The following is a 20,947-nucleotide window of genomic DNA, read 5'->3' as shown; positions in this document are numbered from 1 at the left end:
GGAAAAGAGTACCCTTTTCCGTAAAATCCCTGCTTTCTCTACCGAGAACGGCGGGGATTTTTGCTTGTTGGGAAGTTTCCCAAACCCTCTGAAACCGAAGAAAGGAGGTTACACATGGCAAGTTTACGGGACACCGTAAAGGACTATCAAGAAGAATTAAGGGACGGTATCGCTTGGGTGGCGTTTTGGAAAACGGGACGCTCTTGGAACGCAGAATATTTCCACCTTGAAATGAGCGATATTCTCTACCCGGAGGACAGAAGCCGCATGGAAGAAATCAAACAGGCTGACCCTGCCGCCGTTGTGGTAAACGGCTATTACTCCGGCTATCTTGGCGAGGATAGGAACCTTGACGAGCTGACCGCCGGGGTGCGCCGCCACTACGAAAACGGATATAGCAATATCGGGGAATTTATCGAAGCCCACGACGACAGGCTGCCGCCGGAGCTTATCGAGGAAGCAAGAGCCGCCGCCCACGCTGCGGGGCTGCCTTTCTCTGAAAAAGCCTACCGGGACGGCGAAGAACCCGACCCCTATCTATTTGACGGGAGCATGAGCATGGAGGACTACGAGCTTATGCACCGCATGATTGAGAAAGAAAGGAGCGAACACATGGAACAACCGATTTTAAGCGGGTATCTTTCTAATCTTGGAAAGTACACCGAGGGCAGACCTGCGGGCGAATGGGTATCATTCCCCACGACTGCCGAGCATTTGAAAGAAGTCTTTGACCGTATCGGCATAGACGGCAAAAACTACGGGGAGCTGCATATCACAGAATACCAGTCCTCTATTGCGGGACTGGCAGGAAAATTGACCGAGCTTGAAAGCCTTGACGAGCTGAACTATTTGAGCGAACTTTTGAAAATGCAGTTTGACGACGACAGGGAAAAATTTGTTGCAGCTATGGCATACGGCGACCATACAAGGGACTTGCAGGACATTATCAACCTTGCACAAAACCTTGATTGTTACTGGCTTTATCCGTCCGTACAGAGTGAGGAAGATTACGGGCATTATCTGATTGAAGAACTGGACGAGTTGGAGCTGCCCGAAGAAGCAAAAAAATATTTCATGTATGAGGAATACGGGCGGGACGCTGCTATCAATGACGGGGGCAGATTTACCGAGCAGGGCTATATCTACAATAACCGTAATACCTTTACAGAATGGTATGACGGGCGCGACGTGCCGGAGGAATACCGGGTAACGCCGCAGCCGCCAGTACAGGAAAAGGAACAGGCAGACCTTGACGCTTCCGCAGCTATACCGACCACCGCCACAGAGCAGCCCCCGGTTCTCCCGATTATCCTATCTTCTGAAAAGCCCGCTGACAAGATGAAAGAGATTACCGACCGACTGGAACAGGGGATTTTAGGACTGTATGAAAGCGACCGTTACGCCGACTATCTGCGTACTATGTCAAAATTCCATGATTACAGCCTTAACAATACAATCCTTATCGCCATGCAGGGCGGCAATCTTGTGAAAGGCTATAAACAATGGGAAAAGGAATTTGACCGCCATGTAAAGCCGGGAGAAAAAGCTATCAAGATACTTGCGCCGTCCCCGTTTACCGTTAAGAAACAGGTGGAAAAAATCGACCCGGACACCCAAAAGCCTGTTTTCGATAAGGACGGGAAACCTGTTACCGAGGAAAAGGAAATCAAGATACCCGCCTTTCGTGTGGTATCTGTCTTTGATATTTCACAGACCGAGGGAAAGGAGCTTCCTGCCCTTACCTATGAGCTGACGGGCAACGTGGAACAATACAAGGATTTTTTCGCTGCCCTTGAAAAGACTTCTCCCTTTGCTATGGGATTTGAAGCACTAAGCGGCGGCGTAAAAGGACGCTGCAATTATGAGGAAAAGCGTATCATCATCAACGAGGGCATGGACGAATTGCAGAATATCAAGACCGCAATCCATGAAATCGCCCACGCCACGCTGCATGATACTGCCCTTGCTATGCCGGAACGCCCCGACCGCCGTACCCGCGAGGTACAGGCGGAAAGCGTCGCCTATGCTGTCTGCCAACATTACGGGCTTGATACGTCGGACTATTCTTTTGGATATATCGCCGGGTGGAGCAGCGGAAAAGAACTTGCAGAACTGAAAGGCTCTCTTGAAACAATCCGCAGCACCGCCGCAAATCTGATTGATACCATAGACGGACATTTTGCAGCAATCCAAAAGGCACAGGATAAGGAACAGACCACCGAACAGGCGCAGCCCGCACAGGAAGCTACCAAACAGCCCGAAGCAGAAGCCGCCACGCCGGAGCTTCCCGAAGAAACAGCCCCGGTACAGGAAAAAGAAACACAGCCGGAACAGGCTGCACCCGCCGCCCCTTATTATCCTATCAATGAAGCTGCCGCCAAACGTGCAAAGGATATGAACAGCTTTTCCGATTATAAGCAAGGCAGCGCGACGGCTGAATACAGGCATTATGTAGATGAAGCCGTACAAATCGCAGAAAGGCAAAAACAGCGGGTAGACCCGATGTACCATGAGAAAATCGACAGCCTGCTTGACACCTATGCCCGGAAACTGGCGGCGAACATGAATAAAGGCTATGAGATTGACGCGCGTGTTCCCTCTATCCTGATTGCGGGCGGCTCTAACTTCCCCACAAGGAAGAAAGAAAAGCAGAACGCAGCCCGCGACAGCAATTACCGGGAATGGCAGGACATACAAGGGCTTCTTGATAAAATCCGCAGTACCGGCATGGGCGGTATCAGCGCAGACGACCCGCAGGCAGTACAGAAGTTAGAAAAGAAACTGGAAAGCCTTGAAAAATCACAGGAAACCATGAAAGCCGTAAACGCCTATTACCGTAAGCACAAGACCCTTGACGGCTGCCCGCATTTGTTGCCGGAACAGCTTGAAAAATTAAAAGCGGACATGGCGAGCAGTTGGCATTTGGGGGACAAGCCCTTTGCGACTTGGGCGTTATCCAACAACAGCGCGGAAATCCGGCGCGTGAAAGACCGTATCAAATCCCTTTCACAGCAAAAAGAAATCGGTTTTGTGGGTTGGGAATTCGACGGCGGCAAGGTGGAAGCAAACACCGAAGCGAACCGTCTGCAAATCTTCTTTGAGGATAAGCCGGACGAAGCTACGCGGGAAGCCTTAAAAAGCAACGGCTTCCGTTGGTCGCCAAAAGCCGGGGCATGGCAGCGGCAGCTTACCAGTAACGCCTATTATGCGGCTGATTATGTCAAGGCGATTGCACCTCTTACCGGGGAAAAGCCTACCGAGTTACAGCGGGCGCATATCCGGGCGCAAAAGGTAGCTGCACAGGAACAATTCGCACAAGGGCAGCCGGAGCAGGAAGCCCCACAGGATAAAGACACCTTTTCCATTTATCAGATAAAAGGCGGGGACGAAACAAGGGACTTGCGTTTTGAGCCTTACGACCGTCTGATTGCCGCCGGACACCGGGTAGACGCGAAAAACTATACACTTGTCTATTCCGCACCTCTTACGCCGGGGACTTCCCTTGAAGATATTTACACCCGCTTTAATATCGACCACCCGAAAGATTTTAAGGGACACAGCCTTTCCGTTTCCGACGTGGTGGTACTTCATCAGAACGGACAGGACACCGCCCACTATGTAGACAGCTTCGGTTATAAGGACGTGCCGGAGTTTTTGCAGCCGGAAAATTATCTGAAAGCTGCCGAACAGACCACCGAGCAGAATTACAACATGATTGACGGGCAGATAAACAACACCCCGACCGCTACGGAACTGGAAGAAAAAGCAAAAGCCGGAGGACAGATTTCCCTTGCAGAATACGCCGAAGCCCTCAAAGCAGAAAAGAAACAGGCAGAGCCGGAGAAAAAGTCCTCTATCCGGGCGCAGCTTAAAGCAGCGAAAGAACAGGCACCGAAGAAACAGGCAAGACAGAAAACACAGGATTTGGAAAGGAGCTGACCTATGAAGTTACAAAAATTTGAAAATGTGGACGTTATTGCTTCCCTTGAAGCCATAATGAAACAGAACACCGCTTTTTATCAGAGCGATTTTGACATAGACAAACAGATTTTGCGGAAAGCGGCGGTAAGCCTTATCCCGGAGGACAAACGGCTTTTGTGGTTTTCCCGCCCGTCCGGGACGTGCTGCTTCCGGGAACGGGACGTTTTTCTAAAGGACACAAGGCAGCATAATACATGGCGGTTTTACGGGGAACAGACCCGCGATACTATCCTTGCCTATGCGGTGGAACTGACAGGCACAGAGCAGGAAAAAATCAAGGGCAATCTTTATGAACTGGATTATTTGCAGCATTTCCGGGAAGTAATCGAAAAATCAATCCCTGCCGACAACTACACGCTGATTTATGAGCATGGGGAGCTGACAAAGCCTGCCGGACAATATTTTGACGGGGACACTGACCCGCAACTTGGAAAGTTTATACGTTTTGAAGCACAGCCAAACGACCCGGAAGCCTTAAAAAGCCTTTTGAGGGAACAGCAAAAAAAACGAACACCGCATACGCAGAGGGATTTTCAGTTACATATCGCCGCCCTGCATGATAGACAGATTGAAACAGAAGCCCGCCGGATTGTGGAAAATGTAAAAGGGCTTGGAGAACCGGACAGCCCCGAAAAGACCCATTGTGCGGTAGAACTTTCTCCCTACTTTGTTCCACTGGCAACGGATAAGGATATGGAACGGCTGCTTTCCATGCTCCCTTACAAAAGCCTTTCCTTATCTACGTTGGAGGGCAGGCATGGAGTTTATGCGCTGATAGATAAAAGCGAGAGGAATAAAGAGATGAAACAGTCCCCTCCCTCTGTCCGGGCGCAGTTACAAACAGAAAAATCCCCAAAAGTCCCGAAAAAGACAGCAAAATCAAAACATCACGAATTGGAGGTATGAGCATGATTAGACTGACCGTTGAAGAAATGAACCTGTTGAGTATTTACCATGAGGGAAGCAAAGCACAGCTTATGGAAAATATGACGGCTGCGCTGCCGTTCATGGACGAGGATATGCGCCCCTTTGCAGAACGCACCTTACAGAAAATTTCCCCGCTAACAGAAAACGAGTATGCGGAGCTTGCCATTTTCGCCGCTGATGAAGTATGACCGGGGGTAAGCGGCTTACGCCGCCACAGAGCCGAAAAGTCAACAGCCTTGTAAAAAAGGAGTGCTGCAACTGCGAGCGCGGACACTGTATCTTACTGGACGACGGGGAGGAATGTGTCTGCCCGCAGCTTATTTCCTGTTCGCTTTTATGCAAGTGGTTTCAAATTGCCGTACTTCCTCTTGATAAGCTACTGTATGCAGAGCTTTTCAAGACAGAGGACAAAAAGCGTTGTACCGAGTGCGGCACGTTCTTTGTATCAAAATCGAACAGCGTCAAATACTGCCCGGACTGCCGGAAGCGGATTACCCGCAGACAGGCAGCCGAGCGCATGAGGAAACGGCGTGCGGCGGTTACGCGATAAGGGCAAAAAAAGCCTTGATTTACAGGGCATAAATGACGTGAAACTGGCATAGGCGATACAGAATACCTTTTCCCTTAAAATGGGGGTTCTACTGCGTAACATTTTAAAATCAGTACCTATAAAAGAACAGGGTGCGGGAGGTCATTACTGGCTTCCTGCGCCCTGTTCTTTTTGTGTCTGACTGTCTTTATCCTGCATTTCCGGCTTCGGCTGTAATTCTTTTTCTATCCGGTTCCGGTAATGGGTTTTCCTGCGGTAAAAATATTTTGTTACTTCCTGTTCCGGCAGCCATATCCCCGCAGCTTCTATCCGTTCCATAACAGCGGCAACGATTTTCCAGTTGTTGTGCTTATGCGGCTCCTGTCCCTTTTCTATCCAAAGACGGCGGTATTCCTCATAAAGCCATGTACTAATAGTTTCTTTCTGCCGTTGCTTCAAATGTCGGAACTGCTTATCTGTCCGCAGCAGCTTCCCGTCTACCTTTTTATGATTTTTTGTCCCGATTTCTTTTTTCCTCTCTTTCCATTTCTTCAAAGGGAAATTGGGGGAGGGCTTCTATCAGCTTCATTGTGATATACTGGCGCATATCTTCATCAATTTCCAGTTTGAATGTTCCGTCCGGCTGGCGTTTCTTTACAGTTGCCTGCCTGTCGATTTCGTCCTTGTAGCACATAAGCACCTTTTCCACCGCCCATGTTTCCCCGGCAACGGCGGCGCGTATGGTTTCATAATCGGGTATCGTTTGGTCTGCCATGTTTTCACACTCCTGTCTGTATTGGAATACCTTTATCCTACCACGCTTTTATGAATATTTCTACTGTAAGCGTTCGGTTTCCCTGCCCCGTTCCGGCTCTTTTTCCAGTCTTAAAATACGGTCTATGTTCTGCTTGATAACGTCGTATTCCTTGACCTGTTTTTTCAGTTTTCCATAATCAGCGTAAAGGGCTTCTTTCTGCGCTTGGAGCTTCCTGTATTCTTCCTGCATAGCGGTGAGATTGGGGAGTTTGGTAATGCCCGACGCTTTCAGTGCCTTTGCCGCCGCTTCATAAAGTATTAGACTGCTTTCATTTTTTGCCCGGTATGCGTTTTTATCCTTTGCCCTGCGGTATGCTTCATAGGTGGGTTTTGTCTTTTGGTAGGTGGCAACGTGCTTCATCAGCACCGCCATATCTGCAAGACGTTTCTCCACACTCTTTAATGCGTCTGCTGTCTTTTCATTTTCCGCGTTTATTTCTTCAATCCGGCTGATTAAATCCGCGTACTGCTCAATCTGATGTTCCGTCAAGAAATTCATAGTTTTTGCAGCCAGTTTCAGATTATGGATTTTCGCCCACTGTTCATAGCCCCGGCTCTCTTGTGCCTTGATACTGTTTTCAATGTCAATAAGCAGCGATACGCCGCGCTGCTCTTTGGGAGCTTTCGCCGTCCTTGCGCGCTTGCCTGCAATCCGTTCTTTGATTGCTTCCTCTGTATAATCTGCACCGAGGGTTTTTAAGCGGGTAAAGCGTTCCTGTCCGGGAGCGCGGCAGGAGATATATTTTCCCGGCTTTATCTCATAGCCAGCCTCCTGTAACCGCTGCAATAATTCTTCAAAACTTGCTACTTGGGGGATAAGTATATCAACGGCAATTTTTAGCTTGCCTTTCCAACTTGTTCCCGTCTTTTCCGCTTGATATTCTGCATAGCTTTTTCCCTTACTGCCTTTACCCGGAATGACAACGGACAGCCCGTTTTCCCTGCACAGCTTATCGCTCATGTTCCGTATGCCGTAGTAACTGCGCTTATTGGAATTGTACTTATGGTAGTCAACAAAGTTGACCGCACAAAAAATGATATGGTTATGGATATGCCCTTTGTCTATGTGGGTAGTCAAGACGTATTCATGCTGTCCCTTTGTTACCGCGTCGGCAAGCTGTTTTCCGATTGTGTGGGCTTTCTCACAGTCCACCTCTCCCGGTTCAAACGATTGTATCAGATGAAAGGCTAAGTTGTTCCCTTTCTGCCGAGCCTGCGACAAAGTATATTCAAACTCAATATCTGCCGTTTCATAGCTGCACCCAAAGGAGAACACAAGCGTTTTCCCGTCTGTCTTATCCGGGTTTTGGATATAATCAAGGGCTTTGCTCAACGTGCTTTTAATAGGCTTAATCTTTGTAACCGCCATATCTCCGCAAGCACCCCCTTTATTTCCTCTATGTCCTCTTGGTAGACGCTGCCTGTCGCATTGACACGCTTTGCAATCTGATTGACGTTGACCCCGATTTTCTGTATCTCCGCTGTCATGGCTTTTATGTCGCTATGGTCTGTCTGAATGATATACCCGTCAATGGCAATCTTGCGAAGATACGCCGCCATGTTTTGGGTAGGGACGAGCTTCATTTTCTGTTCAATCAATGCCCGTTCTTCCTCTGTTACATAGAATTTGATTTGTACTTTTCTTTTGCGTCCGTTCATGCAATCGTTCCTTTCCATTCCGAGGGTTTGGGACACTTCCCAACAAGCAATTTTCAACCGACGCACCGCAGGACGGGAGGGCGAAAATACGGAAAAGGGTACTCTTTTCCTATGCTTGCTAAGAAAGTTTTTTATCTTTTATGTCCTTATTTCCCTCTACGGAGAAAAAACCATTTTGCCGAACTTATGCAAAAGAAAAACGCTGCAATCTCAAAAAAGATTACAACGCTTCCGAAAATCCATATTCAATTTTGCCGGACGTTTCTATTTGTCCTCTTTTTCGACTTCTGAAATTTCCTTTGCGGTTGCTGTTACAATCCGTATGCCGTTATCGCTCATATCATCAAGCAGAGCGTCGAGCTGCCGCCGCTTTGTATCTTTTCCGACGGGCGTATCTAAAAGAAACTGGTCTACGGATATATTGTAACGGAGCATAAGCTCAAAAAAGATTTGCAGACTGGGGTGCTGTCCTTTATTCTCAATATTCGCAAGGTAGCGAGGGGAAATATACATTTCATCACTTACCTGTTTGCGGCTTTCCTTGCGTCCTGTCCGCGCAGCTTTTATCGCTTCTCCAAAGGCTTTGAAGTCATATTTTTCTACTGGTCTTTTTGCCATATTTATTCACCCAGTTACATTTTACTGTTCCCCTTTCTTCTTGGATATGTCTATACAGTTCCACTAATTAGCCATAATAGTTCATATTTATATACTTGCTATTATTCGTATGTCCGACTATAATTATACTGATATGATTTGTAGAAAGGACTTGGGTGTTATGGAATATATGTCTTGCCCCGAAGCAGCGAAGAAATGGGGAATTTCTGAAAGGCGGGTACAGGTACTTTGCAGAGAAAACCGCATACCGGGTGTTTCAAAACTTGGATATATGTGGCTGATACCAAAGGACGCTGAAAAACCGATTGACGGGAGAACAAAACGAGGAAAGGAGCTGCACCATGAATAAAGTTTTGATTATAGATGATGATAAAGAGCTTTGCGCTCTTATGAAAAAGTGCATAGAGCAGGAAAAATTATCAGCCGTAACTGTATATAACGGTATTGAGGGGGTTCGTCTAATTGATGAAAATAAAGATAGCTATTCCCTTATTATTTTGGACGTAATGCTGCCGGATATAGACGGGTTTCAGATTCTCCAAAAAATTAGAGATACAAGCAATATCCCGGTGCTTATGCTTACTGCAAAAAGCAGCGAAGAAGATAAGGTTTTCGGTCTGCGACTGGGAGCAGACGACTACTTGACAAAGCCATTTGGTATTAACGAGCTTTTGGCGCGTGTCAATTCCCTTATCCGGCGATATACCACCTTAAACCCCTTTACGGCAGACATAGACAGCATATCGTTGAAAGATATGGTAATTGACAAATTAAATCGTACAGTTACGGTCAAAGATATTCCCGTTTTGCTTACAGGAAAAGAATTTGATTTACTTCTCTTTCTTGCTTCCAACAAAGGACGAGTATTTACCAAAAAACAAATTTATTCACAGGTATGGGAGGAAGAATACGCTTTTGATGATAGCAATATTATGTCTTTTATTAGCAAATTAAGGAAAAAGATTGAGCCAGACCCCGACCACCCCTTTTACATTTTAACTGTCCGGGGTGTCGGCTACCGTTTTAACAAGGAGGCGTAACATGGATATAAATGTTTATCTTTTCATAGTGATAGCCCTTATGCTGCTTATTATTATGTATCTCCTTTTTGTCTTACGGCGTGTGCGGACCCAGCTTGCGCTGATAAAAGACGCCTTAGAGGATATAAAGGGCGGGAATTTGAACCGACGTATTTTAGCAGGCGAAAACGATATGACAAAAACAATTTGCTATGACATTAACAAAATAGCAGTAAACAGTCAGGCGCAGCTTATACGGCAAAGACAATCTGAACAGGCATATAAACGGCTGATGACAAGTCTTTCACATGATGTAAAGACCCCGCTTGCTTCTCTTGTAGGTTATCTGGAAGCGGTTGAAAACAAAATTGTTATTGGAGAGGAAAAGGACGAATATATCCATGTCGCACATGAAAAAGCCCACTATATGAAATCCTTTGTGGAAAATTTGTTTGAATGGGTAAAACTGGATTCCGGAGAGCAGATTTTTCATTTTGAAAAATTTGACCTTAACGAGTTATCCCGCAACATTATAGCGGATTGGATTCCCGTCTTAGAAAGCAATCATTTTGAATATGAGTTTGTCATACCCGAAACAGAGTATTTTATTCACATAGATGTAAACGCATATACCCGCGTACTTAACAATCTTTTTCAAAATATTATTATCCATAGTGCGGGAGATAAAATGGCACTGCATATTTGTGAAGATATACAACAAGCTAAAATTATAATTTCAGATAATGGAAAAGGAATAGCTCCCGATAAGCTGCCACATATTTTTGAAAGAATGTACCAGTGCGACCAGTCGCGGTCTGCAAAGGGAAATGGTTTAGGACTGGCGATTGCTAAAGAGCTTATCAGTGTTCACAAAGGAACCATTACCGCTGAAAACAGCTCTGATAAAGGGACTGTATTTACTATATTGCTTCCCAAAGCCCTGTAAATAACGCGGGGCTTTCCTGCTATAAAACAAGAAAAAAGCAAGGTTTCGGCAAGGTTATGGCAAGGTTGATACTATATAATGGGAGGTAGAAAGGAGGAAAAGACAATGACTATTATTTCTACTGAAATGCTGAAATGGAAACGCAATAAGACAGTCTTAGGTATCTTTATTCTAACTGCAATTTTAGGAATATTCGCAGTTGAACGTGCTTTCAGTATATCAAGAAGTAGCTCACTAATGAATAGTTTTAGTGATTTATACACATTGGCATTTAAGAACCTTACAAGTTTGTTTCTGCCTATTGTGTTGAGTATGTTTGCAACCACATTGTTCTTTGATGAACAGAAAAATGATACCTTAAAAGGACTTCTGATTATTCCGATTTCCAAAACGCAACTTTATTTTTCAAAGATAGCAGTGGTAATTTTTATGTCATTAGCACTATGTCTGCTTACTTTTGCAATCTGTATTCTTGGCGGCTTTCTTGCAGGCGGCTTTACAGATTTGAATACGGAAACAATTTTACAGGCGGGATTATTATTTTTAGCCGGTGGCGTGTTAGTTCCACTTGCAATGCTCCCCGTTATTTTTTTAGCAACATTGGCAAAGGGATATGTTCTACCGATTGGGGCTGCATTACTTTATCTTGTGCCTGTCGTGCTTATTCCGTCGGGGATTATGGGACTGCACCCACTGGCGAGTGTTATGGGAATTTATCCCTATATTTCATCTGACGCAGCAGAAATGGTTAAGAAATGGGCGGGAGGAATAGAAATAACTATATCTCCGAATATCTGTTTAATTTCTCTTTTGGTAATTGGAAGTATTTCAGCCATTGTTTCCGTACTTGCATTGCGGAAACAGACCTATTGAAAGTGAGGATATATGATGAATAAATATGTAATTGAAACAAAACAACTGACAAAAACTTATGGAGAGCAAACGGTAGTCAATTCTGTTAATATCCATGTGAAACAAGGACAGATATATGGGCTGTTGGGGCGTAATGGGGCGGGTAAAACCACAATTATGAAAATGATTTTGGGGTTGACCGATATTACTTCCGGCGAAGTAGACGTATTCGGTCAAAATATCAAAGGGAGGGAAAAAAGAGTATATCCCCGGATTGGTGCTATTATTGAAACACCCGGCTTTTATCCGAATTTAACAGGTACGGAAAACTTGGAGATATTTGCAAAACTGCGCGGTACTGCTGCGCCAAATGCAGTAAAAAACGCCTTGGAGATTGTCGGTCTGCCTTATCGGGACAAAAAATTGTTTAGCAAGTATTCTCTTGGAATGAAGCAGCGTCTTGGAATAGCAAATGCTATTTTACATGACCCTGAACTGCTAATCTTAGATGAACCCACAAACGGTCTTGACCCGATAGGCATTGCAGAAGTAAGGGACTTTATTAAGACTTTAAGTATCGAGCGCGGAAAAACAATTCTTATTTCCAGTCATATTCTGTCCGAAATTGCACTACTGGCTGATGACATCGGCATTATTGACCATGGTGTACTACTGGAAGAAAACAGCATGAATGAGCTACAAAAGAAAAACAGTAAGTATATACTTCTGCAAGTTTCTGATATACCGAAAACTTCTCTTGTTTTGGAAAGGCAGTTTGGGGTTACCGAATATTCCGTACAGGACGAACACACCCTGCGGATTTATGACACTTCGTTGGATATGGCTGCTGTCAATAAAGCTCTTGTGGTACAGGATATAGCTGTTATCAGTTCTCAGCTATGCAATGATACATTAGAGGACTATTTCAAAAAAATCACAGGAGGAGAAGGAATTGCTTAGGCTGATACAGGCAGAGTTTCTTAAACTGCGTCGAAAAAAATTTATTGTGTTAATGCTGTTATCCGCTCTTTTCATGCCACTTCTTGCAGTTTTTTATTTCAGAAGTGCTGATAAAACAGTTATTGAACCATTACAATTTTATAAGTGGACTACATTCAGCTATACAGCTTGGATTATACTTCCTGTTGTATTGGGTTTGGTTTCTACTATGCTCATGTATGACGAAAATCAAAACGATATGCTCAAACAGTTGTGGATTATACCGATTAGCAAGACAGGATATTTTTTTAGCAAATTTATTGTTGTACTGTCTTATTCCGTTTGTTTTATGTTGCTTACAGCCATAGCGTCTGTATTTTTCGGTATGCTTCCCGGTTATATAACCTTTGAATGGAATAGTATCAGTTATCTATTTAAGAAATGTATTGAAATCGCCATACTTACCGCATTTTCCATATTACCACTTTTAGCGGTTGCAGCTGCCGGGAAGAACTATATACTCCCTGTATGTGTGACACTGGTTTACACCTTTCTTAGCTTTATTTTGCTTATGGTTAATATGTACCTACACCCTCTATCCAGTGCAACAGCAATTATCATGCGAGATATTCCCGGTGTTATTTTGGCACAGGAAGTCAATATTCCGGCTGCACTTTTTTGTATCGGTATATGGACTATTGTTTCTATCGTATTTGCGTACATTTCCTTAAAGCATAGAAAGTGAGTGATTGAATGATGAAAGAATTGATTTGGGCAGAACATCAAAAACTCCGACGTTCAAAAATTGTGTTGGTCGCCATATTCGCAGTTATTATGGTTGCAATTATTGTTTTTACTCAAGGGCAGTTTTCTTTTGGGGAAAAACGCTATATAGATGACGCAGGGTGGTTTATGAACGCAGCACAGTCTTTAGCAACTTTTTTTGTTCTTCCTGCGGTTATTGCACTTTTGGGGAGCTATATGATTTGTCGTGAGGAACAAGAAGATACTATTAAATCATTACGTTTAATTCCTATAAGTGAAGCTAAAATGACGATTGCAAAATTACTTATTACTTTTGCATTTAGCGTACTCTTTTATTTGCTGCTTTTCGGCATTACATTTTTAGTTGAAGTTATTTTGCATTTTAGGGGCTTGTCTATCAAAATGATTTTAAGTTTTTTCAAAATCTATTTACTTGACGGCATTGGGATTTTCTTTGCTATTGCACCTGTTATTGCGGTTGTATCAAGAATAAAGAAAGGCTATTGGCTTGCTTTGATTTTTACAGTAATTTATTCTTTTGCAGGATTATTCACAAGTATATCCGATGTTCTTTCGGCTTGCTATCCTATTACTGCTACATTCAATATTTCCGGCTATTATTCTGCCACCTTTGGAGAAATCATTATTAGCCTTATGAGTTTGTTCTTTTGTGGATTGTTTTCTGTCTTGATTTTAATATCTAAAAAAACAATCAAAAATAAGTAATGATACAACCAACATCTGCCGGACGACGGCAAAGAAAAAAAGCCGTCGCAGAGCAGCCATATTTTCACGCGCCTATTCTATTTCGGCGGCTTTGATTTTCAGAGCCGCCGTTTCTTTTTGTCTGTACGACGACCCTTAACCATGTAGACATGGCGGCTTTAGGAGGTGCCGCCATGAGTTATAAACCACATCAACAAATTCTTACATTCTTTGATTTATCAAAAAAAGCCCGACCGCCACCGGGGATATTCCTACCCTTAGATATGAACTATTAAATCATCTAAATACTTTTTATTATTCCTATGCGCCTGTCCGCGTTTTTTTGCGGACGGGCGCATTTTGTATGCTTAAAAAATTTTTTGAAAAAATTTCCGAAAATATTTGGCATTTTTTCAAGGCTCCGTATTACCCCGCGAAAAGGGGGAAGCACCACCAACTTTCAACAAGAAAGGAGGTGAGAATGTGGAACCTAATAGCAGGGAGTTTTATAAGCAATGTTCTTTTCAGAAGTATTGCAATGCGGTATTGCACAATGAAGCGTGCGACGCTCATAGAGAGCTTCGTACACATAAGGCAAAGGAAGTAACCTTTTCTGACATGACCTTAGATGAAGCGCGACAGCTACATACCTTTGATGAATATTTCAAACGGGAAACTGCTGAAACCGTCTTTGAAAAAGCCGGAAAGAAAATCACGCCGAAGTTGCTTCTTGAAGCAATCCGTACTTTGCCGGAAGAAAAGCGCAAAGCCATATTGCTGTATTATTTCGAGGGAATGAGCGATACAGAAATTGCAGAGTTGCTCAATACACCGAGAAGCACAATACAGTACAGACGGACAAGCTCTTTTGAACAATTAAGAAAATATTTGGAGGAAAATGCTGATGAATGGGACGAATGGTAATCAACCCGGCTACCCTGAAAATGCCCTTGTTCCTTATCCTGTCATTGTGGCAGCGACAAAGGGCGACCCGGACGCTATGAAAATGGTCTTGCAGCATTTCAGCGGTTATATAGCCCGTTTATCCATGCGAAAGTTATATGACGAGCGTGGAAATGTTTATTTTGGTATAGACAACGACATTCGGGAACGGCTGCAAGCCAAACTGATGATGGCTGTCCTCAATTTTAGAACAGAGAAATAACCGCAATCGGCGGTGGAACGTCTTTACTCCCCCTTTTCCGTTCCGCTGCTAATGCGGCAACACAGCCATTTTGAACCTTGACAAAGAAAGCGGCGCAATAGAACGGCGACGCAGCATAAGGCAAATCGGATACGTTCCTTTTGTGCCGAGCCATACGGCGGGTGCGCCATGACCTTTCTCCTACGGGAAAAGCGAGCGAACAACACCACCGCTGCAAAGCAAGTGTAGCAACTTGCGGGCGATAACGCACAGAATACATAATGATACTTCCTTACAGCCATAGTCCGAGCGTTAGAAGCGTCGCAGGCAATGGGTAGGGCTTCGGCAGACCGCCGGAGGGGTGCAAGTCCCATGAGGTTACGCTAATAGCCGTCCGATTAAAGCCTATGTTACAAATTGACTTTTGACCCATTTAGAAAGGGGGACGACAAATTGAACAATAACGACGTGCCGATTTGGGAAAAGTACACTCTTACCATAGAAGAAGCCGCAAAATATTTCCGTATCGGAGAAAGCAAGCTGCGGAAACTGGCAGAAGAAAATCCCGTCCCGGACTGGGTAATGATGAACGGAAACCGTATTCAGATTAAGCGTAAGCAGTTTGAAAAAATGATTGATACGGTGGACGCAATCTGATAGTGAAATCGAGCCTTGAATGTGGTACAATGTAGTCAAGCATATCAAGGCTCTTTCCATTATGGAAAGGAGCATAACGATGTCGGAAAAAAGACGGGATAATAAAAATCGTATTCTCCGCACCGGAGAGAGCCAGAGAAAAGACGGGAGATATGCCTACAAATATATAGATACCTTTGGAAAACCGCAGTTTGTGTATTCTTGGAAGTTAGTACCTACGGACAAAACCCCGGCAGGAAAACGCGACGATATAGCGTTGAGGGAAAAAGAGAAAGAAATCCAAAAAGACCTTGACGACGGTATCGACCATATCGGAAAGAAAATGACGGTCTGCCAACTCTACGCAAAGCAGATACGCCACCGGGCAAATGTGCGGCATGGTACAAAGCAGGGGCGAAAACAGCTCATGCGGATTTTGCAGGAGGATAAACTTGGAGCCTGCCGGATTGAAAATGTGAAGCTCTCCGACGCAAAGGAATGGGCATTACGCATGAAAGAAAAAGGTTACGGCTTCAAGACTATCAACAACCACAAGCGTTCCTTAAAGGCTGCTTTTTACACAGCCATACAGGACGATTGTATTCGTAAAAATCCATTTGACTTCCAGTTGAACACAGTCCTTGAAGATGATACGGAACCAAAGGAACCTCTATCCCCTACGCAGGAAGCGGCTTTTCTGTCCTTTGTGCAGCATGATAAAGTCTATCAGAAATACTACGACGAGATTATCATACTGTTAGGGACAGGGCTTCGCATTTCGGAACTCTGCGGACTGACGGAAGCTGACATTGACTTAGACAAACAGCTTATCAATGTAGACCACCAACTTTTGAAGATTGCAGATGTGGGTTACTATGTGGAAACGCCTAAGACGAAAAGCGGCAATCGGGTTATTCCTATGAGTGAAAAAGTGTTGGAAGCATTTCAACGGGTGCTGAACAAACGGAAATATGCACAGCCTGTTATTTTAGAGGGCTACACAAAGTTTCTGTTTCTTAACCGGAACGGCTTGCCAAAAGTGGCAGTCAACTATGAAAGTATGTTCCGGGGGCTTGTAAGGAAATACACCAAAACGCAAAAGGTAGCATTGCCAAAGGTAATGACACCGCACACCTTACGCCACACATTCTGCACCACGTTAGCAAATGCAGGAATGAACCCAAAGGCATTGCAGTACATCATGGGACATTCCAACATCAATATGACGCTGAACTATTACGCGCATACGACTTCCGAAACGTCGATAACAGAAATGAAGCGGCTGATTGCATAAGTAGTAAACGGAGAATTTACTACTCCACATACTACTTTTGAACACCAAAACATACGGGGATATAAGAAGATTTGAGAATATCTTCCATAACAAAAAATGCCGGAAAAGCCTGTAACAATAGGCTATACCGGCATATAAGAACTTTTGAAAAGATAGTCAAAAATTACTTTGTGATTTATGGTTTAAACATCTTCTTATTTTACATCCACGCTGCTTCTTTTCGCCACAAACCGCTCATACGCCGGGGCGGGCAGGAGGATGCGGCCGCTCAGGGGGCGCAGAACAGCCTCCACCGCATCACAGGGGGCGCACTCGCCGTCGGCGGTGGCAACGATGGGGCCGCGGCCATCGGCGGGGCGCAGCGCCACCCGCCGGGCACGGCGGTAGAGGAAGTAGGGCTTTGCCTCCTCGGTGAGCTGGCCGTTCACAAAATGCCGACCGCTCTTGTACATCCCCAGCAGCTTGGCAATGGTCAGCCGCCCCACCCTGCGGACGATCATCACGTCCAGCCAGCCGTCTGCGGGGTCGGCCTCGGGGGCGGCAAGGAAGCCGCCGCCATAGGCCCGGCCATTGCAGATGGCGCACATCAGGCAGTCCACGGTCAGTTCCTCGTCGTCGATGGTAAAGGTGACCCTGCGGCCGATGTGGCCGCAGAGCTGCTCCACAATGGAGAGCAGGTAGGACACCTCGCCGCCGCACAGGGGGATGCGCCGGAACTTGGGGATGCCGTAGGCCACCTGCGCGTCCAGACCCGCCGCGCAGATGGTGGCGGACAGGCCCAGACTGGTCTCCAGCAGGTCGATGGTCACTTCCCCGCCCGCCAGCTGGGCATCGAGGTCGGTGAACTCTGCTCGGGTACCATAGGTGCGCAGGAAGTCGTTGCCGCTGCCGTAGGGCAGGCAGCCCACGGCGGCGTTGGCAAAGCCCTGCACGCCGGTCATGGCTTCCATGAAGGTTCCGTCGCCGCCCGCTGTCCAGATGCGCAGACTGTCCCCTGCCTGCGCTGCCTCCTGGGCTGCGGCACGGGCCAGCTCCCGGGCGTGGCCCGCATATTCGGTGGTGTGGATGGTATAATCCGCCGCGCTCCACCCGGCCCGGGCGGCAGCGGCTCTGATCTGCGGGATGAGCTGGACAGTGCAGTCCTGCTTGCCCGCAGCGGGGTTCAGTAAAAACAAATAGCGCATGGTTTCCTCCTTGGGGCATTTCGCTTTCTCTATGATAAACGAAAACGCCGGAGGATGCAAGGGGGAAGCGTGCTCACCCTCTCAGTCTCGCTTCGCTCGCCAGCTCCCCCGAAGGGGGAGCCAATGCATCTGTAAGGGGAGAAGGTGCTTACGGCTAAACCTCTCAGCCGTCGCTGACGCTCGGCAGCTCCCCTAGTAGGGGAGCCCTTGGCAGACCGTCGCGTTTTCGAGGTCTGGCGCTTCGCTCCTGTTGGCCCTGCTGGCGCAAAGTCTTATCCTTGCGGCAGATGTCGGTTTTGGAACCGACAGGCGATCATTGCGAAAAATGAACCTTATGCCAAGGGCCCCACTATTAGGGGGGCTGGCACGCGGAGCGTGACTGAGAGGTTTAGCCGATGGTTTGCTCTACTACTTTCCCCTCTTCCAACACGATTGCCCCATCCACCGTGCAGTCGGCGGTCCAGTGCTGGCCGGTGTGGGCCGTGCCGGAGGCGATCTGGTTGGCGAGGGCCTGTTCCACGGCGCGGTCCACCTGCCGCCGCAGCTCCCGGGCCCCATAGGGCGAGCGCGCCCTTGCGGCCAGCACTGCCCCCACCCGGGGCGTATGGGTCAGCTGATACCCATTGCGGGCGGCACGGGCTTCCAGCTGGCCCAGCAGCTTCTCGGCGATGGCACACAGGCTGTCCTCTGCAAGGGGACGGAACACGATGAGCTCATCCAGCCGCCCCACCAGCTCGGGCCGGAACCACTTCTTGGCTTCCTCAATGGCCTGGGCCGACTGCTTCTCGAACACGGCCTCGCTGCCCGCTGCAAAACCCAGCGGGGCGCTCTGCCCGGCCAGAAAGCGTGCCCCCAGGTTGGAGGTGAGCAGGACGATGGTATTGCGGAAATCGGCCTTGCGGCCCATGGCATCGGTGAGCTGGCCGTCCTCCAGGATCTGCAGCAGGATATTCTGGATGTCCGGGTGGGCCTTTTCGATCTCGTCAAAGAGCACCACGCTGTACGGGCGGCGGCGGACGGCTTCGGTGAGCTGACCGCCCTCATCGTGGCCAAGGTAGCCCGGGGGCGCGCCCAGCAGGCGGGCCGTGGTGTGCTGCTCCTGATACTCCGACATATCGAACTTGAGCAGGGCCTTCTCGCTGCCGAACCAGCTGGCGGCAAGGGCCTTGGCAAGGGCGGTCTTGCCCACGCCGGTGGGCCCCAGAAAGAGCATGGCCCCCATGGGGCGGCCCGGCTCCCCCAGCCCGGTGCGACTGCGCCGGATGGCCCCGGCCACCGCCGCCACGGCCTTCTGCTGGCCCACGATCTCGGCGTTGAGGCGGGATTCCAGCTTGTCCAGCCGTTCCCGCTCCTTCTCCCCCACCCGCTCCACGGGCACGCCGCTGGCCTGCGCCACCACCCGGGCAATGTCCTCCCGGGTGAGGGTGGGATCTGCTTTTCCCTCCCGCTCAGCGCGGATGCGGGCAGCGGCACAGGCCTCGTCCACAAGGTCGATGGCCTTATCGGGCAGGAAGCGCCCCGGCAGGTACCGCACCGAGAGCTCCACGGCCTCCCGCAGCGTCTCGGGCGGCAGATGCACGCTGTGGTAGCGCTCGTAGCGGGGGGCAAGGCCCTCCAGGATCGCCGCAGCCTGCGCCGGGGTGGGCTCCTCGATCTGCACCCGGCCAAAGCGGCGCTCCAGTGCGGCATCCTTCTGGATATGGGTGCGGAACTCCTGATCGGTGGTGGCCCCGATGAGCTGCAGCTCCCCCCGGGCCAGCACGGGCTTCAGGATGCTGGCGGCATCAATGGCCCCCTCTGCCGCGCCGGCTCCCACGATGGTGTGGAACTCGTCCACAAACAGGATGGCGCTGCCGTCCCGCACAAGCTCCTCCAGAAGGGTCTTGAACCGCTCCTCAAAGTCGCCCCGGTACTTGGTGCCCGCCACAAGGCTGGCCATATCCAGCGCCAGCAGCCGCCGCCCCTGCAGCATCCGGGGCACATTCCGGCTGGCGATGCGCTGGGCAAGGCCCTCGGCAAGGGCCGTTTTGCCCACGCCCGGCTCCCCCACCAGACAGGGGTTGTTCTTCTGGCGGCGGCACAGGATCTCCACCATCCGGTCCAGCTCCGCATCCCGGCAGAACACCGGGTCCAGCTCGCCGTCCACCGCGCGGCGGGTCAGGTCGCGGCAATACTTATCGCTGGCGCGGCTGCCCCGGGGCATGGCGCTGGCCCGGGGCGTGCCGGGCAGGATGAACTGCCCCGAGATCTGGCGGCACTCCCGCACGGCCTCGGCCAGCTGCACCCCCATGGAGGCCAGCAGCACCCCCGCCGCGCAGTCGGTATCCTCCAGCATGGCACAGAGCAGGTGCTCCGGTTCCGCCTTGGGCAGGTGGGCGTTCTGTGCCCCGATGAGGGCATAATCCATGGCCCGGCGCAGGTCTGGGGCCAGCGCCTTTCTGTCCAGCTGGCGGGCCGGGCTGGTGCGGCCCTCGGCCAGCTGACGGCGCACGGCGGGCTCGGTGATGTTCTTGCCCGCCAGAAACCGCCCCGCCGGGCCGCGGTCGGTCTGCAGCATGGCAAGCAGCAGGTGCCCGGTATCCGCCCGGGCACAGCCCATGCTGCCCGCAAGCTCCACGGCTTCGTCCAGCAGCAGCCCTGCCTCCCGCGAAAACCCCTTGTGTCTGCCCATGCCGAATGCTTCCCAAATGCTCATGCTCTGCTCCTTGCTGTATTGTTTCATACACAGCAAAGTATAGGCCCGGTGAATGGAAAAAAATCAGCAATTTGTGTCAACCCTCTCAGTCAAAGCCTATCGGCTTTGCCAGCTCCCCCGAGGGGGGAGCCAACTGCGGCCTGGCCTTCAGGGGCTGCAGAATCAAAACGATGCGTTGGCTCTCCCTTCGGGAGAGCTGTCGAGCAAAGCGAGACTGAGAGGGCGCTGCACAGCAAAA

22 protein-coding genes are annotated in these 20,947 nt (G+C 48.5%); 15 read left to right on the top strand and 7 right to left on the bottom strand.

What is annotated here, in order from left to right; genetic code table 11:
- Window positions 1-114: 114 nt before the first annotated feature.
- Genes GXM22_RS06445 through GXM22_RS06430 form a run of 4 tightly spaced genes read left to right on the top strand, consistent with a single transcriptional unit; the run spans window position 115 to window position 5,458 of the window.
- Complete coding sequence (locus GXM22_RS06445; RefSeq protein ID WP_005933791.1) at window positions 115-3,939, top strand: antirestriction protein ArdA; 3,825 nt, start codon at window positions 115-117, stop codon at window positions 3,937-3,939.
- Between the two features lie 3 nt (window positions 3,940-3,942).
- Window positions 3,943-4,887, top strand: coding sequence for a hypothetical protein (locus tag GXM22_RS06440; protein ID WP_025579754.1), 945 nt, complete (start codon window positions 3,943-3,945; stop codon window positions 4,885-4,887).
- 2 nt (window positions 4,888-4,889) lie between these two features.
- Window positions 4,890-5,096 (top strand): transposon-transfer assisting family protein, encoded by a 207-nt coding sequence (locus GXM22_RS06435; RefSeq protein ID WP_015529203.1) that lies wholly within the window; start codon window positions 4,890-4,892, stop codon window positions 5,094-5,096.
- Window positions 5,093-5,458 carry a cysteine-rich VLP domain-containing protein gene (locus GXM22_RS06430; RefSeq protein ID WP_005933796.1) on the top strand — a complete coding sequence of 122 codons (366 nt, stop codon included), beginning with the start codon at window positions 5,093-5,095 and terminating at the stop codon, window positions 5,456-5,458. Before GXM22_RS06435 ends, GXM22_RS06430 begins: the two co-directional genes overlap by 4 nt.
- A gap of 144 nt (window positions 5,459-5,602) precedes the next feature.
- Here GXM22_RS06430 and GXM22_RS06425 read toward each other — a convergent pair whose 3' ends face one another.
- The 5 genes from GXM22_RS06425 to GXM22_RS06405 form a co-directional block, all read right to left on the bottom strand.
- Window positions 5,603-5,896 (bottom strand): hypothetical protein, encoded by a 294-nt coding sequence (locus GXM22_RS06425; protein WP_005933798.1) that lies wholly within the window; start codon window positions 5,894-5,896, stop codon window positions 5,603-5,605.
- Between the two features lie 46 nt (window positions 5,897-5,942).
- Entirely contained in the window at window positions 5,943-6,212 is a 270-nt protein-coding gene (locus tag GXM22_RS06420) for a helix-turn-helix domain-containing protein (protein WP_005933799.1), read from the bottom strand.
- 60 nt (window positions 6,213-6,272) lie between these two features.
- Window positions 6,273-7,622: a relaxase/mobilization nuclease domain-containing protein gene (locus tag GXM22_RS06415; protein WP_035394378.1), complete on the bottom strand. Its 1,350-nt coding sequence runs from the start codon at window positions 7,620-7,622 to the stop codon at window positions 6,273-6,275.
- Window positions 7,583-7,912 carry a plasmid mobilization protein gene (locus tag GXM22_RS06410; RefSeq protein ID WP_015529200.1) on the bottom strand — a complete coding sequence of 110 codons (330 nt, stop codon included), beginning with the start codon at window positions 7,910-7,912 and terminating at the stop codon, window positions 7,583-7,585. The genes GXM22_RS06415 and GXM22_RS06410 overlap by 40 nt, the downstream gene beginning before the upstream one ends.
- 264 nt (window positions 7,913-8,176) lie before the next feature.
- Window positions 8,177-8,530 carry a helix-turn-helix domain-containing protein gene (locus tag GXM22_RS06405; RefSeq protein WP_005933802.1) on the bottom strand — a complete coding sequence of 118 codons (354 nt, stop codon included), beginning with the start codon at window positions 8,528-8,530 and terminating at the stop codon, window positions 8,177-8,179.
- A gap of 160 nt (window positions 8,531-8,690) precedes the next feature.
- Between GXM22_RS06405 and GXM22_RS06400 the strand changes: the two genes are divergently transcribed.
- The 11 genes from GXM22_RS06400 (at window position 8,691) to GXM22_RS06345 (ending at window position 16,830) form a co-directional block, all read left to right on the top strand.
- The gene (locus tag GXM22_RS06400; protein ID WP_025578756.1) at window positions 8,691-8,879 is read left to right on the top strand and encodes a helix-turn-helix domain-containing protein; all 189 of its coding nucleotides are present in this window, start codon (window positions 8,691-8,693) and stop codon (window positions 8,877-8,879) included.
- The gene (locus GXM22_RS06395; protein ID WP_005933804.1) at window positions 8,872-9,570 is read left to right on the top strand and encodes a response regulator transcription factor; all 699 of its coding nucleotides are present in this window, start codon (window positions 8,872-8,874) and stop codon (window positions 9,568-9,570) included. Before GXM22_RS06400 ends, GXM22_RS06395 begins: the two co-directional genes overlap by 8 nt.
- Before the next feature lies 1 nt (window position 9,571).
- Entirely contained in the window at window positions 9,572-10,495 is a 924-nt protein-coding gene (locus GXM22_RS06390; RefSeq protein ID WP_005933807.1) for a sensor histidine kinase, read from the top strand.
- Between the two features lie 105 nt (window positions 10,496-10,600).
- Window positions 10,601-11,368, top strand: a complete 768-nt coding sequence (locus tag GXM22_RS06385; protein WP_021421428.1) for an ABC transporter permease — start codon at window positions 10,601-10,603, stop codon at window positions 11,366-11,368.
- 15 nt (window positions 11,369-11,383) lie between these two features.
- Window positions 11,384-12,307: an ABC transporter ATP-binding protein gene (locus GXM22_RS06380; RefSeq protein WP_021421427.1), complete on the top strand. Its 924-nt coding sequence runs from the start codon at window positions 11,384-11,386 to the stop codon at window positions 12,305-12,307.
- Window positions 12,300-13,031, top strand: coding sequence for an ABC transporter permease (locus GXM22_RS06375; protein WP_021421426.1), 732 nt, complete (start codon window positions 12,300-12,302; stop codon window positions 13,029-13,031). Before GXM22_RS06380 ends, GXM22_RS06375 begins: the two co-directional genes overlap by 8 nt.
- Window positions 13,032-13,039: 8 nt before the next feature.
- A complete protein-coding gene (locus GXM22_RS06370; protein WP_005933814.1) occupies window positions 13,040-13,777 on the top strand; it encodes an ABC transporter permease in 738 nt (245 codons plus the stop codon).
- A 462-nt stretch (window positions 13,778-14,239) separates the two neighbouring features.
- Window positions 14,240-14,680: an RNA polymerase sigma factor gene (locus GXM22_RS06365; protein WP_021421424.1), complete on the top strand. Its 441-nt coding sequence runs from the start codon at window positions 14,240-14,242 to the stop codon at window positions 14,678-14,680.
- Window positions 14,661-14,921 carry a helix-turn-helix domain-containing protein gene (locus tag GXM22_RS06360; protein ID WP_005933821.1) on the top strand — a complete coding sequence of 87 codons (261 nt, stop codon included), beginning with the start codon at window positions 14,661-14,663 and terminating at the stop codon, window positions 14,919-14,921. The genes GXM22_RS06365 and GXM22_RS06360 overlap by 20 nt, the downstream gene beginning before the upstream one ends.
- Window positions 14,922-15,353: 432 nt before the next feature.
- Entirely contained in the window at window positions 15,354-15,557 is a 204-nt protein-coding gene (locus GXM22_RS06350) for an excisionase (protein ID WP_009905235.1), read from the top strand.
- A 79-nt stretch (window positions 15,558-15,636) separates the two neighbouring features.
- Entirely contained in the window at window positions 15,637-16,830 is a 1,194-nt protein-coding gene (locus GXM22_RS06345; RefSeq protein ID WP_022398882.1) for a site-specific integrase, read from the top strand.
- A gap of 194 nt (window positions 16,831-17,024) precedes the next feature.
- Here the strand turns inward: GXM22_RS06345 and GXM22_RS06340 are convergent, their stop codons facing one another.
- Window positions 17,025-18,014 carry a diacylglycerol/lipid kinase family protein gene (locus tag GXM22_RS06340; protein WP_035394383.1) on the bottom strand — a complete coding sequence of 330 codons (990 nt, stop codon included), beginning with the start codon at window positions 18,012-18,014 and terminating at the stop codon, window positions 17,025-17,027.
- Window positions 18,015-18,402: 388 nt separating this feature from the next.
- On the bottom strand, window positions 18,403-20,709 hold the full coding sequence (locus GXM22_RS06335; protein WP_050762802.1) for an ATP-dependent Clp protease ATP-binding subunit: 2,307 nt from the start codon (window positions 20,707-20,709) through the stop codon (window positions 18,403-18,405).
- Window positions 20,710-20,947 lie beyond the last annotated feature (238 nt).

This window comes from Faecalibacterium duncaniae, assembly GCF_010509575.1.
GTDB classification, from domain to species: Bacteria; Bacillota; Clostridia; order Oscillospirales; family Ruminococcaceae; genus Faecalibacterium; species Faecalibacterium duncaniae.
The sequence above is the reverse complement of the archived record's forward strand: the minus strand, read 5'-3'. Positions and strand labels throughout refer to the sequence as shown.

Bases quoted from the DNA above. Each gene is read 5' to 3' on its own strand.
- GXM22_RS06445 (WP_005933791.1), top strand. From the start codon at position 115: ATGGCAAGTTTACGGGACACCGTAAAGGACTATCAAGAAGAATTAAGG.
- GXM22_RS06440 (WP_025579754.1), top strand. From the start codon at position 3,943: ATGAAGTTACAAAAATTTGAAAATGTGGACGTTATTGCTTCCCTTGAA.
- GXM22_RS06435 (WP_015529203.1), top strand. From the start codon at position 4,890: ATGATTAGACTGACCGTTGAAGAAATGAACCTGTTGAGTATTTACCAT.
- GXM22_RS06430 (WP_005933796.1), top strand. From the start codon at position 5,093: ATGACCGGGGGTAAGCGGCTTACGCCGCCACAGAGCCGAAAAGTCAAC.
- GXM22_RS06420 (WP_005933799.1), bottom strand. From the start codon at position 6,212: ATGGCAGACCAAACGATACCCGATTATGAAACCATACGCGCCGCCGTT.
- GXM22_RS06415 (WP_035394378.1), bottom strand. From the start codon at position 7,622: ATGGCGGTTACAAAGATTAAGCCTATTAAAAGCACGTTGAGCAAAGCC.
- GXM22_RS06410 (WP_015529200.1), bottom strand. From the start codon at position 7,912: ATGAACGGACGCAAAAGAAAAGTACAAATCAAATTCTATGTAACAGAG.
- GXM22_RS06405 (WP_005933802.1), bottom strand. From the start codon at position 8,530: ATGGCAAAAAGACCAGTAGAAAAATATGACTTCAAAGCCTTTGGAGAA.
- GXM22_RS06400 (WP_025578756.1), top strand. From the start codon at position 8,691: ATGGAATATATGTCTTGCCCCGAAGCAGCGAAGAAATGGGGAATTTCT.
- GXM22_RS06395 (WP_005933804.1), top strand. From the start codon at position 8,872: ATGAATAAAGTTTTGATTATAGATGATGATAAAGAGCTTTGCGCTCTT.
- GXM22_RS06390 (WP_005933807.1), top strand. From the start codon at position 9,572: ATGGATATAAATGTTTATCTTTTCATAGTGATAGCCCTTATGCTGCTT.
- GXM22_RS06385 (WP_021421428.1), top strand. From the start codon at position 10,601: ATGACTATTATTTCTACTGAAATGCTGAAATGGAAACGCAATAAGACA.
- GXM22_RS06380 (WP_021421427.1), top strand. From the start codon at position 11,384: ATGAATAAATATGTAATTGAAACAAAACAACTGACAAAAACTTATGGA.
- GXM22_RS06370 (WP_005933814.1), top strand. From the start codon at position 13,040: ATGATGAAAGAATTGATTTGGGCAGAACATCAAAAACTCCGACGTTCA.
- GXM22_RS06360 (WP_005933821.1), top strand. From the start codon at position 14,661: ATGAATGGGACGAATGGTAATCAACCCGGCTACCCTGAAAATGCCCTT.
- GXM22_RS06345 (WP_022398882.1), top strand. From the start codon at position 15,637: ATGTCGGAAAAAAGACGGGATAATAAAAATCGTATTCTCCGCACCGGA.
- GXM22_RS06340 (WP_035394383.1), bottom strand. From the start codon at position 18,014: ATGCGCTATTTGTTTTTACTGAACCCCGCTGCGGGCAAGCAGGACTGC.
- GXM22_RS06335 (WP_050762802.1), bottom strand. From the start codon at position 20,709: ATGAGCATTTGGGAAGCATTCGGCATGGGCAGACACAAGGGGTTTTCG.